9 protein-coding genes and 1 pseudogene are annotated in these 15722 nt (G+C 58.8%); 5 read left to right on the top strand and 5 right to left on the bottom strand.

What is annotated here, in order from left to right; translation table 11 throughout:
* Positions 1-105: 105 nt before the first annotated feature.
* Genes DIE22_RS37260 through DIE22_RS37240 form a run of 5 tightly spaced genes read left to right on the top strand, consistent with a single transcriptional unit; the run spans position 106 to position 7436 of the window.
* Entirely contained in the window at positions 106-678 is a 573-nt protein-coding gene (locus tag DIE22_RS37260; RefSeq protein WP_124607495.1) for a WYL domain-containing protein, read from the top strand.
* The gene (locus tag DIE22_RS37255; protein ID WP_124607494.1) at positions 660-2153 is read left to right on the top strand and encodes a Wadjet anti-phage system protein JetA family protein; all 1494 of its coding nucleotides are present in this window, start codon (positions 660-662) and stop codon (positions 2151-2153) included. Before DIE22_RS37260 ends, DIE22_RS37255 begins: the two co-directional genes overlap by 19 nt.
* Positions 2150-2812, top strand: a complete 663-nt coding sequence (locus DIE22_RS37250) for a DUF4194 domain-containing protein (protein WP_124607493.1) — start codon at positions 2150-2152, stop codon at positions 2810-2812. The genes DIE22_RS37255 and DIE22_RS37250 overlap by 4 nt, the downstream gene beginning before the upstream one ends.
* On the top strand, positions 2809-6252 hold the full coding sequence (locus tag DIE22_RS37245; RefSeq protein ID WP_124607492.1) for an SbcC/MukB-like Walker B domain-containing protein: 3444 nt from the start codon (positions 2809-2811) through the stop codon (positions 6250-6252). The genes DIE22_RS37250 and DIE22_RS37245 overlap by 4 nt, the downstream gene beginning before the upstream one ends.
* Positions 6249-7436 carry a Wadjet anti-phage system protein JetD domain-containing protein gene (locus DIE22_RS37240; protein ID WP_124607491.1) on the top strand — a complete coding sequence of 396 codons (1188 nt, stop codon included), beginning with the start codon at positions 6249-6251 and terminating at the stop codon, positions 7434-7436. The genes DIE22_RS37245 and DIE22_RS37240 overlap by 4 nt, the downstream gene beginning before the upstream one ends.
* A 563-nt stretch (positions 7437-7999) precedes the next feature.
* On the opposite strand, the gene DIE22_RS37235 is transcribed toward DIE22_RS37240, so the two are convergent.
* The 5 genes and pseudogenes from DIE22_RS37235 to DIE22_RS37215 all read right to left on the bottom strand — a co-directional run bounded on the left by DIE22_RS37235 (position 8000) and on the right by DIE22_RS37215 (position 14873).
* Positions 8000-9676: a hypothetical protein gene (locus DIE22_RS37235; protein ID WP_124607490.1), complete on the bottom strand. Its 1677-nt coding sequence runs from the start codon at positions 9674-9676 to the stop codon at positions 8000-8002.
* A 235-nt stretch (positions 9677-9911) separates the two neighbouring features.
* On the bottom strand, positions 9912-11060 hold the full coding sequence (locus tag DIE22_RS37230) for a hypothetical protein (RefSeq protein ID WP_124607489.1): 1149 nt from the start codon (positions 11058-11060) through the stop codon (positions 9912-9914).
* Positions 11061-11141: 81 nt separating this feature from the next.
* Positions 11142-13892 carry a DEAD/DEAH box helicase gene (locus tag DIE22_RS37225; RefSeq protein ID WP_221623919.1) on the bottom strand — a complete coding sequence of 917 codons (2751 nt, stop codon included), beginning with the start codon at positions 13890-13892 and terminating at the stop codon, positions 11142-11144.
* An 86-nt stretch (positions 13893-13978) separates the two neighbouring features.
* A pseudogene (locus tag DIE22_RS37220) lies at positions 13979-14254 on the bottom strand (P-loop NTPase); the annotation flags it as partial.
* Between the two features lie 10 nt (positions 14255-14264).
* Positions 14265-14873, bottom strand: a complete 609-nt coding sequence (locus tag DIE22_RS37215) for a hypothetical protein (RefSeq protein ID WP_260426868.1) — start codon at positions 14871-14873, stop codon at positions 14265-14267.
* Positions 14874-15722 lie beyond the last annotated feature (849 nt).

Raw genomic sequence — 15722 nt, 5'->3', positions numbered from 1 at the left:
CCTTTTCTTCTTCATCGGCATATCCATGATTTTTACACCTCATGATATGCCTCGCCCACGAAATCACGGATAGGTCCCGCCTCGCGGTCAAGCGCCCTTAGCGCCATGCTGGTCCCACATGCCCTGAACGCGCCGGGCAAGCCACTTTCAATTTCGTGGGACTTTGCCCACACCTCGCCACGCATCTTCTCCCGGTTAAGCCTGGCCATCGCGGATCACCTCAGAGTGAAGTTCCTCTATTGCTCCATGAATAACCCGGAGCCACACGAGCGAATCGTCGAGCCTCACAGCCTGTTACGGGCGGGACGACGGTGGCATGTTCGCGGCTACTGTCTGCATCGGCAAGATTTCCGTGACTTCGTATTAGGGCGAATGAGCAATATCAAACTGCTCTCAGATCCCAGCTTGATAGATGTCTCGACCGACGTCGCCTGGTCCACAGTTCTTCAGGTCAGGATTACCGCTCACCCTAGCCTAGCCCCATCGCAGCAACTGGTTGTCAGAAATGAATACTTCAATGGGGCCTCGGCGCGAATCGAAAGCTGCAGAGCAGCCCTCCTGAAATACATGGTGCAGGAGCTCATGGCAGCGACGGACATCGATCGACAGATGCCCCCCGACTATCAAATGGCGGTTGAGAACACGGAGGAGTGCCAGCAATGGCTGTTCATGACCTAACCGATCAAATTCGCCAAGAGAAGGTGGCCGAACGCTATCCACCGCTCTTCAAACGCCTGCCCGACCGCCTTTTCGCGCCGCTGGCCTCAGCCAATCGCTTCCAATATTGGACACTGCTGTGCGTGCTGCACGCCAAACGCTTCGGACCTGAGGCCCCATTGCCGCCGAGCACCGGCTTCTTGATGCGCGAAATCACTGCCGACATCGCCGAGGAACTCCAGTACCAGGATTGGACTCCGGAAGGCGATGACGTGACGCCAGCCACACCGCTGGCGATCCGAGCCATCATGGTCTTCAATCGCTTGCGCGATGCGGGGTGGATTCGCGTGGACCGAGTGGGCGTGCGCGAGATGGTGACGATGGCACCAGCCGTCGCCCAGTTCATGAACCGCCTAGTCGAGTTCGCTCACACCGGCGCGGAATTCGTCTCCGGCAAAATCCGCAGCATCGAAGCCAACCTGAAGCTGCTTCTGGACGAGAGTACAGATGGTGCCTCGCTACAGGAGGCAGCCCGCCAGTCGCGCGCCCTACTTGAACACGTCCGCATTGCAGGTACGAATGTGCGCGATCTGATGTTGGAGATCGGTCGCGTCGACGCCACCGGCGAGTTCGTGCGACGCTTCTTCGACGACTACGTCGAGCGCATGTTCATCGGCGACTACAAGGAACTGCGCACACGCGAGCATCCCCTGGCCCGGCGCCAAGAGATCCTACGCATGGTGGCCCATATCCAGCAGACGCAAGACCTGCGCGCTCGGCTAATCCAGTGGTACCTCGAGAAGCAGGCTGGCCGCGACCCTACCCGCGCTGAAGCCATGTTCGAGCGCGACATCCAGAAGGTAGAGGATCTGCGCCGGATCGACGAATACCTGGATCGGCTGGACGACGAAATCCGGCGCGCCAACAAGCTGGCGTTGGCCTACCTAGACTACCGGCTTCGGGCCGCCCGCCCCCTCGACGAATTGATCAATCAAGCCATCGACACCGTTGTCAAGCAGGGCACCAAGGCGGCGGCACTGGCACCGTTTGCTCCCGGAGACTGCATCGGTGGCGAACGGCTCGCTTCGCCCCGCGTCGAGACCAAGCGTCCGCCGCCCAGCGGACTACGCAAACAAACGATGTCCCCGGAGCAGGAGGCCAGGGCCCGCCTGGCCCTGATGGCTCGGGACCGGCGCACTATGTCGCTGCCAAAGCTCGCGGCGTTCGTGCGCCAACAGCTAGGCGAGGCTGATGCGGTGCCCAGCACCGCCCTCCAAGTGAATAACGTTGAGTCAATCCGAGCGCTACAGGTCTTGTGCACGATTGCCACAGCGAACGCGACGTCCAGCAAGGTGCTGCGCGCCAACGCACGGGCAATGAGCAGCGGATTCACCACGGTCCGGATGGAAGGCGAAGAGGTTCAGAGCCAGGGCATCTCTCACCTGCCCTTCACGATCGCAAGAACAACCAAGCCTGCCAAGGGAGGAAGCCAATGAGTTTCTGGACGGATGCGGCTACGGCCACCAAGAACGTCGTCACCGAGGATGATTTCGAGGCAGCGGCGAATCGACTAATCACCGAACAGGTCTTGTACGCCGCGGATCGCGCCAGCAAGGTGGTCTACGGGCTGATCCGCGACTTCGAGCGTGAGTTCAAGCGGGCTCTGGAACCCTTGGGCTACATCGTGCGTGTCAACAGCCAACTGCGATATGCCTGCGCTATCCCCAAACACGCACGGGCCTCGCCGGTCACCGTGGACCAGACGCTGCTAGCACTGGTGCTACGCAAGATCTTCGACGAGGAGACTCGATCCGGGCACCATGATGAGAACGGCGAGGTGGCCTGTGATCTGGTCACGCTGGAGGTCAAGTACAAGCAAATGACCGGTGGCCGCGAGTTGGCCACTGGAGGGAAGCTCGCCGCGCTGATCCAGTGGATGCGGCGCTGGGGCCTCGCCCGGGTGTCGGACGAGGACGGCAACCAGTTCGGTCACGATACGGATCAACCTTACGTGGTCATCATCCGTCCCGGCATCGCCGAGGTCCTAGGAGAGGCGGCGCTGGCACGCATCGCCCTGTTCACCAGCCCCGACGCCGAGGTGGACGGCGTGGACCATGCGGTCGCCTCCACCACGGAAGAAGGCGGTACCGTATGAAGAAGCTGATCCGGATCCGAGTAGTCCAGTTTTTCTTGTACGAAATGCGTGATGTCGAAGTCGGCACAAACTGCGGCATCTTCGGCGCCAACGGCAGCGGCAAATCCTCGCTCCTGGACGCCGTGCAAATCGTGATGCTAGGTGCCAACGAGAGCCGCGGTAGCGCCGGCGTCGCCTTCAATGCACAAGCGGACGAGTCCAACCACAACAGCCGCAATATCCGCAGCTATTGCCTAGGCCAGTACGGCGACTCACCGGATGCGCGCGTTCGCGACAGTGCCAACACCTACATCACCCTAGTCTGGGAAGACACGACGACTCAGGAAATTGTCTCGACCGGTGTAAGCATCTACGTGAGCGCCGACCGCGAAAAGTCCGACGTGCAAGGTCGCTACATTCTTCCCGCGGACATCGCACTTACCGACCATCTGGAACTGGTCGATGGCGAATATCGGCCACGGCCATGGGCGAGCTTCAGACAGATGCTCTCACAACGTGCTCACGGCGAGGAAGTGCTCTTCCACGACTCCGAGCGCTTCGTCAACGCGATGCTGTTCCGGCTAAGGGGCACACGTGGTGCGCCGCGCTTGGATGCCTATCGCCAAGCGTTCCGTTTCGGCCTGCGCATGAAGTTCGACAAGAGCGTCGACGACATCGTCCGCCAGCAGGTGCTGGAGACCCGGCCGACCAACATCAAGCGATTCAAGGAAGTGCTGCACACTTTCCAGGAGATGGCCGCCCTCGTGCGCAACGTGCAGGCCAAGCTCGACGAGGCCGAATTGATCGAGACGGATTTCGCCGACGCACACCGACGCAGCACCCATTCGGTCTCGCTCGCTGCCTTGGCCCAAGCTGCCGAGCTCGAGGTTGCCAACGAGGCGGTGACCGCCGCAGAGGAAGCCGAGGGCCGGGCATCAGCAGCACTGGAAGCCGCCAATGCGCGCCGTGACGAAGTCAACTGTCAGGTCGAAGCGGCCGAGCAACACGCACGCGATAGCGCCTCTGCCCGGGACAAGCACGCGTCCCACGCGGACGCTGCGTTGCTGCGGGAAAGCCTCGCCAAGATACAAAACCGGCTCACTGAACAAAGGACCGGACTGCATCGCAGCATCAAAGCCATCGGCAGGGCTATCGACGCGCAGATCCCTGGCAAGCTCGTCGCCAACAGCGACGAGGCCACGGCACTGGCGCTCAAGGACGTCCACGCACTGCTAGACGGGGATAACATCAGCAGACGCGATGCAGTAGAGGCGACAGTCCGCAAGGCGCTGCGCGCAGCCAAGCTATTAAGCAACGAGGTGTTCGAGGAGATGCAGTCCGTTGGTCGCGCGCAGACGGCAACCGAGGCCGAGCTCGCCGCCGTCCAAGAGAACCAGGAGCGTATCGCCAAGGGCAAGCCCCCTCTGGAGGGGCCGGCTGCGGCGCTCAAACGCGCGCTAGCCAACGCTGGCGTGGACGCTACTCCGGTGTGCGACCTGGTGCGTGTCGACGACCCAGACTGGCAACCTGCCATCGAGTCCTATCTGGGTACGTCAAACATGCAAGCCCTGCTAGTTGACGAGATCGACGAGCGCAAGGCATTCCGGGTGTCGCGTCAGGCTGCGATCTACGATGCGAAGGTCGTGATGCCCAGCAAATTCTCCAGTCGCAGCAGCCCCAGGCGCGGTGCCGTGGCAGAGCTAATCAGTGGTAACAGCGCCGCAGCGGTCAACTACCTGCGATCCAAGTTCGGTGACACGCAACGGGCGGAGACTGAGGACGAATGCTTCGCTCATCGCTTCGCATTGACCAAGGACGGCATGTTGCTGGCTGATGGCGAGATGGTACGCAAGAAGCCGGGGAATCCCGCCCTCTTCAAGATCGGCCCGACCTCTGCAGCGACTCGCACTTCTATCGCCGAACAAGCCCGTCAGCTCCAAGAGAAAATTGATGACCTCAAGGAAAGGTACGCCAAACTCAAGCAGCTCTTGAATAACCTAGGCCCATTCGTGGGTGGAGAGCAGGAGAAGATTCATGAGGTTCTCGAAATCTTCGATCGCGTGATCAAAGAGGCTGCCGACGAGGAGGATCTGACGCAGCGTCTGCAAGCCCTCGATACTGACGAGTATCGCCACTTGGTGCATGTAGCCCAAGCAGCAGAGGCGACCTTGGGCAATGTGCGAAAACAGCTGCTTGCTGCTGCCGAGGCGGTCGGTGCAGCAGAGACAGCATGTCAGCAAAAGCGCGAAGACACCAAGACGAAGCAGTCCCGAGCCGTTACCCAGCAAGGAATCGCTGAAGCAGCACGTGAGGTTGACGGCTACGACGCCGACTACGCATCAGACCAATGGGAAAGGCTATTGACACGCCAGGGCCTGTCTTTCAATGAGATCGTCGCCGATTGCAAACACCGCAGCAACCGCGCTGAGACAGACTCCCGTCAGAAATGGTCCAGCGCCATGCAAAAGCTGTCGGCGTTCCTTGTCAGGCATAACGAGTTCATGCCTGCCGGGACCCAGGACGACTGGCGCAGCGCCCGCGCTTGGCTGGACGCACGGGTCATAGTCCTAACCGAGACGGGCCTGCGCGAAAATAAAGCCCGAATGGAAGATGCCCTGAGCGCTGCCAAGAGCACCTTCCGCAACGATGTTGCGGTGGCTCTGCACGAGCACCTTGAGTGGTTGAGCGACACCGTCAACCGAATGAACGAGGCCCTGCGCCTGGCGCCGATGTTCACCAACAACGAACGCTATCAGTTCCGCTCACATGTGCGACCTGCTTTCGCCGTGCTGCTGAAGTTCATCAAGGACGTCGCCCAATACGGCCCGACCGAGGACCTGCTCGGCGGTGCTGGAGAGTTGCCCAAGGAGTTCGAAGAGCTGATGCGCGAAAAGACGGTCACCGGGGCGGCCGCGATGAAGTCCCCCCTGGACGACTATCGCGAGTTCTTCGACTTCGACATCGAGGTGCTCCGCGAAGAGACCTCCACTGGCACGACCAAGCACATCGGCTGGCTTAGCAAACGTGTCGGGTCCGGCTCTGGTGGCGAGCATCGCGCTCCGCTGTATGTGATCGCGGGTGCCGCACTTTCGTCAGCCTATCGGCTGGAGCGCGGCGACGATACCGGTATCCGGCTGCTGGTGATTGACGAGGCCTTCATCAAGATGGACCCGAGGAATATCGTGGCCACCATGCGCTATTTCGAGGAGCTCGGCCTGCAGGTCTTCATGGCCAGCACAGGTGACGCCTTAGGTAGCCTGACCGCCTTCCTTGATCGCTACTACGACATCATGCGCGATGCCGAGAGCAATGTGGTAGTACTCGAGGGCCACGATATATCCCCCGAGACACGCGAGATGTTCCGCGCCGACCTGCCTGAATTCAACCCGGAACTGATCGAAGCAGAGATCAGAAGGCAATACCTACCGCAGGCCGACTCGACGGAAGATGCCGCAGCATGAGCCGCCAAGACCAGACCGAGATGGATCCGCTGGCCAGAAAGGCGTTGGAGCGACTACTAAAGTCTGCTGACAAGCATGCAGCCGGCGCAGCCGTGCGGCGGCCCGCCCTGACGGGCTCCGCGCTGTCCGAGTACCACGAGTTGCGCGGCCTAAAGGCCAAAGAGGACTTCGAGGCGGTGATGGCCTACGCTCAGGCCGAGGGCGCAATCATGGCACTGCGCCCTCGGAGGGATCCCCAGGGGCTCATTGAGCGCGTCGAACTGATTGACGTCGACAAACTGGCGTCGATCCTGGGCAAGGTGCCCCATGCGGTGCGAGTCCAGTCGGCAAGACGGGCTCTCGCCTCGCACCTCGGCGAGCACCCGATCTTGAACGACGTCTTGTCTAGTTGGGAGAGACTCAAGAAGGTCCGTGGCACGGGGCCCGACGCTGCTGCCAACTGGGCAATGGCATGCGACGTCATCACATACTGCCAGGCTCAGGTGGCGCTCGGCGCCACGGAAACGCCGGTGAGGGACGCCAGCGCACGCCTATTCAAGAATAGCAAGTGTATCGAGTCCCTCGTGCCTTGCCTCGATGCACTGCTGGCAGGCAACATCGACGACGACGCGCGCCCGGACGCTGAAGTTTTGCAGGAGCTCGGCCTCTACCGCGAGCCGCAGCCAGCGCGTCTGGCCGGCAACATCGTGGTCCGCCGGGAGCGCGGTGCGTTCCAGCTGGACTGCCCCTACTGCGCCCTGCCTCCGTCCACGGTCCTGGGGCTCGGGTCAATACCCAGCAAGGTGCTGACCATCGAGAACCAGACAACGTTCCACGTGTGGGCGCGCCAGCACTGTGACTCAGATGTGCTGTGCCTCTACACGGCTGGAATGCCCTCCCCCGCATGGCGGGCAATGTACCTCCGGTTGCTCTCCAAGCTCCCGGTTTCAACTCCAGTGCTGCATTGGGGCGACGTTGACGAAGGCGGTTTTCGGATCGCCGCCGTCCTGAGCCGGTGTGCCGCCGAAGCCGGCCATACCCTCCTGCCGTGGAAGATGAGTCCGTTAGAAGTTCCTGCGTCGTTGCGCCGGGCGGCACCAATACGCACCGTCGACAGGATGGTTAAGTACGCTCGGGAGACTGGGTGGGACAGTATTGCGTATGAATTGGCGGAAGCGAAGCTTGTCGCCGAGCAAGAGGGCTGAGCTGGTACACGCGAAGTACCTCTGCTTGGAACACGGTCATTTCCCACCCCCAAATCACAAAAGCGTGGATTAGGTTGCAAAGAATCGCAATCGCTTCTGATTCAGGAGTGGTTTCCGTCAATCGCGACGATCGGCGAGAAAACCGGTTTCGATGATCTAACGCTGAGTTGTTGATACCCACTCGATTGTCAATGGCAGGCCTCAGCCCCCTTGCGTCGCGGCGCTCCATCAAGTCGTTCCGGGCCGATACCGGCAACGATACCAAAAAATGCTATCGGCACTCGCCACCTCTTTATGGACCACAATGGAAATCAGCGTCAACCTCACCGAAGCAATCGCGAAGAAGAATCCTTCGATGCGATTGGTCGCAGTAATACCGTCATCGATACCGTCAGGCGTTTTCCAATGTGGTCCGACCAGAGCCAGCCAGTGTCACGACGTCAATTGAGAGAGCCTCATCCAAGGAGATTCACATTGCGGTCGCTGTGACCTGCCAAACAAGGAATCTCCCGATGTGGCGATACACCGATACATGAACACGATGATGCTTCTCGCACCGAATATCAGTTAGCCGGCTGATCAGATGGAAATCCAGCGCGATGCATAGCCTGAAAAAGTCGGTCCCGTGCTGCCTCGGTCACCCGCGGCTCAGACCGACTAACGGCTGGCCAACGTCCAATAAGCCAAGCTCCCAACCCGGATTTAACCATTTTGTTTCCCGTTGTCTCTTCCGCATCGGGCGCGGTGTTCTGATAATGAAGATAGTCGGCGAGAATGCCAGCTGGTGAAAACGGAAGAGGCGGACCTTCCGTCTCGCCTGCGACGCGAGCGGCCGCAGCGAATACCTCCAGATCCCGAATAGAGATCACCAGAGTCTTCGACCACAAGTCTAACGTTTCATTTTCCAGTTTAGTTCGGTACCAGTTACGAAAACGTTTCATCGAAACGAAAAATGGCACGTCTTCGTACGAGACAATTACATACAAACTCTTGTCTGCAACCGCACCTCTAAGATTGCGCGCGATCGAATCATTCGAAGCCAACCACTCCGAAAAGAATGCTTGCCCTTGACGAAGAGGTAATCGCCCACTGTCGTTTGCGCCAAGCAAATTTGAGAACCAACTCAGAAAGTCATCCAGTTTAACGGACTCGTAATGCCGCTGTGGAATTCGGTAGCATTTGGATTCGAAGATGACGGCCCTGTTATCCTGGCAATGCAGAAATCCATCAGGGCTCTCGTGCCCAGGCAGAAAATCGAACGGCGCAACAAATTCAACCTGCTCCGACGCTGATGCAATTTCGCGCAGCAAATCACGCATATATTCCTCAGCGACGAGCCCTAATGCACGATAGAACTGGACAGCACCGCTTCGCTCGCCCAAGTTCGCAATGGCACACTCCATAGCGTCAAAGAGATTCTGCAGATCCCACCATTGCAACATCAGGTGAGGAAGAGGAGCGAGTAAGCCCCACTCGCCCACCCTGACTATCGGGTATCGATGAAACAGATTCTGAATGGTGCGAGGGTATGCCGGAACCTTTCCAAGCTCACCCTGCACCTCTTGAAGCGCCGGAAAGGCCGTCTCCATGATTGTGGACAGCTGCGCTTCGCCGAACGCTGTGGGCTTCATCAGAATGCGAATATCCGGATGATAACCTGCGGACTGCCACAACCCCATGATGAGCAGCAATCTGTTCGATATGTCGAGGAAGGCTGTGCGTCCTAGCGATGCAACACGGATACGTTCGTCCGAAAGAAGCAACGCCCATATTTCCACGAACATGCGCCGGCTCCGACCAATTTCAAGCTTGGGCGCCCAGGTGGTCCCCAATTGTTCCAGATGGGTAAACCACAGTTTTCTTAGCAATCTCTCATACCTAAGCTCCGCCGGCAACTCAAGCCGTCCACTCAATGCATCATGGCTGTCACGAAGTTGGCTAACCTGGGCACAGGCTGACCTGAGAAGGTGGAGTATTCCTTCCCGGGCTGATACGCTCAGCGCTTCCCGCAATTCCCCAAGGTTGAGCTCAAGAAACCATTCTTTTACGACGGGGTGGAGATTCATATCGAAAATTGGTGAAACTCCAGCAAACGAACCCTCGTTCCTTTGCGCTACCTGATGCGTAAACAAGCGAACCACATTGACTGCATGAGTCGCATTTACCTTCTTCAAAGCATCACGAAATCGAGGCCACCCCGGAAAGTGTTCTTTTTCAAGATTTTGAACGGGAGTCCCCATCAATAGTTACCTCCTAGTAGAGGCCGTGCCTCTTACTGCATATCTTCACAGAAGCTATCGGCTCGTCATTTCGATCTCAAACTACTGCTAGGATCCTGCGTCATCGACACCATCAGGCATTCCTTGAATGCGCTACCGGCAAAACTTGCAGAAGCTAAGACACATTGGCGCCCAGACCAGTCGCCTCTCACCTGCTTCAGCATGAGACATAGCAATGCAATATCCCGTCGGCAGGTCAAAAAATCTTAAACAGCCGTGCGCGAGCCATCTCGACAAGGTAGATACTGCTGAATTGCCCTCGATTCAGGTCGGCGGTTTTCTGTACCTCGCTCAACCACTCACGGATCACAAAATCGTCCTCATCGCTGTATTCGCCCATTACGGAGACCAGGAGCACGCGGGCTTCAGGATAGTTCATCTTATGCTTGTCCCTTATGGCGCGAATGATTGGCTCTGGAAACTCGTCTATCGCCCGCTGGTGCCGCGTTCGCTCCTCCAGTGGTAGCCACACATTCGAAGCCGCCGCGGCGCGATAGTGATGCGCTTCGCGCGGCAACGCCTGAACCACCTCGAGAATGATCTCCGTGCCATCCTTGGTTACGATACGGGCGTCCCAAGGCTCCGTCTCACGCCCCAGTTGTACCTGGGCATCGACTTCTATCTGCTGGCGCCGGATGAAAACGCGGATAGGGATATGCTCCTCGCGCAGATATTTATAATCGCGAGTCTCCTGCCGATAATAACGGGGAAGCTCCAATATTTCGTTCGCAAGGCGTTGTGAATTCTCATCGAACCGGGTCAGAAAATCCCCGACGGACATTGAACCTTCCATAGCAAACATAAGACCATTGCTTGACACGCGTTTTCTCGACGTACTCTCCCCCTTTGGCGCTTTGACGACCGCGTTTGCGGCCGGACGTTGCAACTTGGAGAACATTCTCTGCGCAGCGTAGTGCCATTTGAGCGCCGCCTGCCCAACGGGAGCACAAAGGATGTGGCAGCGTAGCTGATGAGACCGGAACATTTCAGAAAGTCTCAACGAAATTTCGGCGCGTAGCTCCCCACGTGACGCATGAGAATCCTCGGTAAGAGACAGCACCAGATACCAGAAAAAATGCTGCCCCTCGCCTCCGAGCACAAAGGGGACTGGAACCGGCAACCCACCCTTGAAGTAATCAGTGCGCCACACGTGTGTCCGCCATTGCTGGCTGATCGTCTTGATCACGTCTGCGAAAGCCCTGTCCAGCTTCCTTGACGATGCCAGCCCTACCAGTCGGACAGGCTTGGTTATGAACGCCATGACAAACAGTTCATGCTCCGAAAAAAAGACGCTCGTCCGTCTTTCTTCCTCCTCCGCGATGAGCCGCTTCAACTCTGCATCCATTTTCCTGTGCCGCCCTTTGAAATTTGCAAGTCCACGTCTGCGTTCCGGCTCGCGCTCTTTGCTCACCCCAGATGAGATAGGTCAATAGGTTCGCAAGACTTCGACATTCGGCATAACTGTCACGCGAAAATCATGCCTCTCTGGTCGATCCGTCAGGAGTTCTCGCGCAGCCGGCGACTGCGCAACAGAATATCCTGCGGCGTCTATCCAGCGAATGCCGTCAGCTAAGGCGATAGGCCGTACATCGTAGCTGGCTCTCCGACCATCGACTGTTGTCAAGTGCGCTGGACTCCTTTGGACGTTCTCGGCAGCAGCGGCGTGAGCTTCGAGTGACCGTTGCCATGCAAGAAAGCGTCGCGGATCGATCAACGTCTCGGCTTCCACGCCTATGCCTTCAGCCCGCAGCCAGCCCTCGAATTCCCCGCGACGGCGCATCGCTTCATCGCGGGTACGGGCAAGCCCTTGGCCAAGTGCGAAAGCGACGAAGGGGTCCAGTGTCCCCCAGCGCAACAACTCGCGGAACCAGAAGCCGATCCAAGGCAAGCCGCTGATAGCGCGCCAGGTCTCTAGCGTAGGTATCTCTATGCCAGCATTCCGCCCCCATGCCTGGCTGACAGCGGCACCGACTGCTACGCCGAGACGAAACTCGAGATTTTCGGTGACGAACCGTTGCCAAGCCCGCAACTGCTCCGCGCCCGGCGGCATAGCGGCGCCCGACTGCATCCACCAACCCGTCACTCTCTGCCAGTCCTCAAGCACCGCTCTGTCACCAACCGTATCGCGTGCCCGGAATCCGATCCCAGGCTCTGCCCGGATCCGCTCGCCAAGTTGTGTGACCAGATTGAATCGGCGTTGCGCATCCCAGCCGCCATAGTCTGCAGCAGCCTGCAGGTCGGCAAGGAGCGCCGGTGCAACGAGTTCGAATCTTCGACCAATGTACGGCGTAAATCCGTACTGATAGAGCCTTCGCCGAAGCTGGGCGTCGGGATAGAGCCTCTCCACAAACGCGCGTCCACGCTTGATGAAGCTACGCTCAAGCCACGCTTCGTTGGCAGCGACAACCCGCGCAAAGGTACGCTGCCAAAGGTTCGCGAGAAAGGCTTCTGTACGCGCGCCATCTGCGGGAACTGCCTCGACACGCGCTAGCTCCTCTGTCGCAGACAGAAGGAAACTGTCCAGTTCATCGAGACTATCACCTAACAGGTCCGCAGGCACTCGTGATCCAACGCCAAGATTTACTCCGGCCGCTTCGGGCAAGGTAGCCTCCAGCCATGCGTGAAACTGTTCTTCGGTCTGCAATCCCAACAGCTCCGCAGCCTTTTGCCAGATGGAACGCAGTAGTACGACCAAGGGACTACGCACTTCGGCAGCGGCTTCCTCGGCCTGCAGTCGACGAAGTAAGTCGTCGTAGTGGCCCGCGCTGCGTAGGACTTGACGCAGTTGTTCGTTCCGCTGAGCTGGCGCCGTCGTTGACACCGATTCCGGTACCGCCACGAGCGTCATACCTTCGATTGACTCCGCTGCGCCGGGGCGCCCCGCCCGACCAGCAAGGTTGCGAAATTCCGCCGTGGACATCGGCATGACGATTGGCTGCCCTGTCACCGCGTCGAAACTTCTGCGTTCAAGGCTGGTAACGAAAATCATGTCGAAAGGCAGATTCACCCCTTCCGTGAGTGTTGCTGTTGCGAGCGTAATGGGGCAAATCCGGCGATCGATAAGGTCCGTCATCAGGCGGCGTAGCCTTTGAGGCATCTGTCCATGACTTGTCGCAACGCCCCGTTCCAGCAACCGCAATTCAAATGAGTCTTGACCACAGAAATCCCTGCAGACGGCGCGGGCCTCCTCGAAGAGCGCACGGTCATCCGGTGCTTCCGGGACAACAAATGGCTGGACGGCATTCCATCCCGGCAACGCGAATGCCTCTGCGTACCGCTTCATCAGCAGCTCCGGCGACTGCGCGACCGATATCAAGACGCGACGCCCGCCCTCAAGCAAGTGCAGTGCGGTCCACAACACGTAGAGCTGGGTAAAGTGCGCAAGGCTGTTGCGGATGACCGCCGACGGTTGCGGCATCACAGGAATCCGCAATGGCAGATATACCGGGGCATCACGCCCCCGGACATACAGCATCTGGCCATTCATGATGTCGAGCAGTGCCTGAGGAGGATGTCGCGGATCAACACGCAACGCACCGATGAGTTGCCGGCTGCTTCTATAGCCTAACCCGACAGGAGCGGCATCTGGAACACCTTCAATCCATTCCGCGACCGGTCCGGCTGCGCCGCCCGCTACGGCCGTCAGTGCAATGCGTGCCATCTGTGGTTTGACGGCAAGCAAGCGCGAGACCATCGCCTCAAGCCGCATTGAGCGGCTGCTGTGGGCAGCGAGCGCCTCGGCAGCCCTGACATCGCCCTCACTCACGACCTGATGGGCTTCGTCGACAATCAGCAGCCTGAGGCGGGTTACAAGAAGGTGGCCCACATAGCGCATAAGGGCTTCGGCTTTTTCGACTGTCGCAATCAGTACAACAGGACGATCTGCCGTCAACCAGTAATCGGTTATGCCCCAGTCTGCACCACCGTAGAGGCCGGTCACGACGAGGTCGCCGCCCAGCTCGCTCGTAAGCTTCGCTTCCACTTCACTGGCTAGTGCGCGGGAAGGTACGAGGTAGAGGGCGAGTGGTGCAGCACCCAGGTCCGGCTCAACCAGCAGAAGCTCCTTCACCAGCGCAAGGTTTGCGACGAGCGTCTTGCCGGATCCTGTCGGGGTGCAAAGGGCAAAACTCGAGGTTGCGATCAAGCGCTCAAGGCCACGAACCTGCGACGTCCACAAGATGCCACGCCCGCGCGCAAACTGCTCACGGGCGAAGCGCCAGAGACGCGGCCCGAACGCCGGTGCCCGGTCGGCGAGCTGTGCCACGCGGCCGTGAAGGCTGTTGGCGGCGAATCGCCTCTGTGTGTGTCGCAAAAATTGACGAATCCGATCCAGCCATCCGCATCGTCGAGGTCATACGCTGCGCATTTCATCTCATCCCGAAGCGCTTTCATGACGTCAGGATTGGACGTGTCCGTTTCGACCAGAACGGCGTGGGCGTCGCGCCGCTGCAGGTAGTCCGCGAGAGCGAGAGTGACCATGCTTTTGCCAACGCCGCCCTTGCTGCCTCCGACCAGATATATGGGTTGGGTCGTATCCACGCGCAACCTCCTACAGGTTTTCGATATCAGGTCTGATCTCAAACGAGAACGCGTCCTGAATCTGCATCGATCCCGGCTGATTTACGCCCCTTTCCCCTTGTTGTCGTGCGTCGTCACGCGCATTGCCTGCTCGCTTTTCGGCTTTCTTTCGTCCCGACAGCGGTTGTCCTCTACTCTTGCCCCGTGTATCGGTTACCTCGAAGCTCGCATCGGCAGGCATAGGACGATACAGCGCATATTTGACCGCGCCAATGCTGACGTCGATCCCTTTACGCTCGGCCTCCTGGACGATCTCTTCGAGCGTATAGCCCTTCGCCTGCGTCGCAGCGATCTGCGCGCGCTTCTCTTTCATCGCGTCGCTGACCGTAACGCGTTGCTCGTTCCGGGGTTTCTCGGGCAATGCTTCCAGCGCACGGAAAAATTCGTCCCACTCCGCCCGCGTATAGCTCTTTGCACCCCGCACGATTCGCTCCCATACGTCGCCTTCGAGGTCATCATGCGAATCAATAAAAGGCTCGTCAATACCCTGCCCGACACGCAAATAGGACGTTCGGAAGCGCTCGGAAGACGTCGGAAGTAGACGGAATAAAAAAATATTTCTGTCGACGTTTGCAAGCAAACAACTTCGAAGACCGAGGCGCGCGGAACGGAACGGGCGACTCTGCAAACTACTGCATGGCGATCGGCAAACCTCGGCCACTGAAAGCCACGAACTACGGTCGCCGAACATGCGACCTCGACGGACAAAGCCGACAAACGCCAGCGTTCGCGCTCGCAGACGTCATGGCGCACCGATACAGATTACTTACCCACACATCGCAAACCGTGCCGTTGGAGCGAGCTGACGTCTGGCTGCAACCAGTCGGACTGTGGCTACCGATCGAAGCGACGCGAGGTAGCGCCCTCTCAGATTCTTGACCCGGAGCTCACGAACTCTAGCGCGAAAGGGAACGAACTCGCAGCGCCGACCTCACGAAGCTAACTCGACGAGCAGTCTGCACAGACCGGAGACTCAAGCAGACTTTCTGCAGGTGGCTAACGGAATCGCATGGACGACGTCGCAGACTCGACGGGCAGACCTCACGGAAAGCGTCCAGCTAAGCAACGGAAAAACGATATTGCAAAAGTGATGGCAGGATAGGCTTGCGCCGGTTTTGGGCGCCATTGCGATGCTGCTCGAAACATCAGGTCCGATCCGATGTCCCAGGTGTTTTCTAGATCAACTCCTACAGCGCGCGCTATCAAGCACTTCCTGTTGCCCCCATTCGTCCACGGCTTCGCTCATAGCGAGAATCTGAGTTCCTCAGCACGCGGAGATTCGCAAAAAAGCGATTCGCTGAAATTTTCGTAGTCGAGATTGTTCGTTCACGGCTAGGCGTCTATATTGGAAGTGACCTGCCCCCTTCAATAGGGCCAATGGGCTTCTAGCAAAGTCCCTTTAAACCAACTCCTGGAATGCGGCAGGAGC

Source organism: Burkholderia sp. Bp9142 (genome assembly GCF_003853415.1).
Taxonomy (GTDB): Bacteria; Pseudomonadota; Gammaproteobacteria; order Burkholderiales; family Burkholderiaceae; genus Burkholderia.
The sequence above is the reverse complement of the archived record's forward strand: the minus strand, read 5'-3'. Positions and strand labels throughout refer to the sequence as shown.

Coding starts and splice junctions, on each gene's coding strand:
- DIE22_RS37260 (WP_124607495.1), top strand. CDS start 106: ATGCTGGTCCCACATGCCCTGAACGCGCCGGGCAAGCCACTTTCAATT.
- DIE22_RS37255 (WP_124607494.1), top strand. CDS start 660: ATGGCTGTTCATGACCTAACCGATCAAATTCGCCAAGAGAAGGTGGCC.
- DIE22_RS37250 (WP_124607493.1), top strand. CDS start 2,150: ATGAGTTTCTGGACGGATGCGGCTACGGCCACCAAGAACGTCGTCACC.
- DIE22_RS37245 (WP_124607492.1), top strand. CDS start 2,809: ATGAAGAAGCTGATCCGGATCCGAGTAGTCCAGTTTTTCTTGTACGAA.
- DIE22_RS37240 (WP_124607491.1), top strand. CDS start 6,249: ATGAGCCGCCAAGACCAGACCGAGATGGATCCGCTGGCCAGAAAGGCG.
- DIE22_RS37235 (WP_124607490.1), bottom strand. CDS start 9,676: ATGGGGACTCCCGTTCAAAATCTTGAAAAAGAACACTTTCCGGGGTGG.
- DIE22_RS37230 (WP_124607489.1), bottom strand. CDS start 11,060: ATGGATGCAGAGTTGAAGCGGCTCATCGCGGAGGAGGAAGAAAGACGG.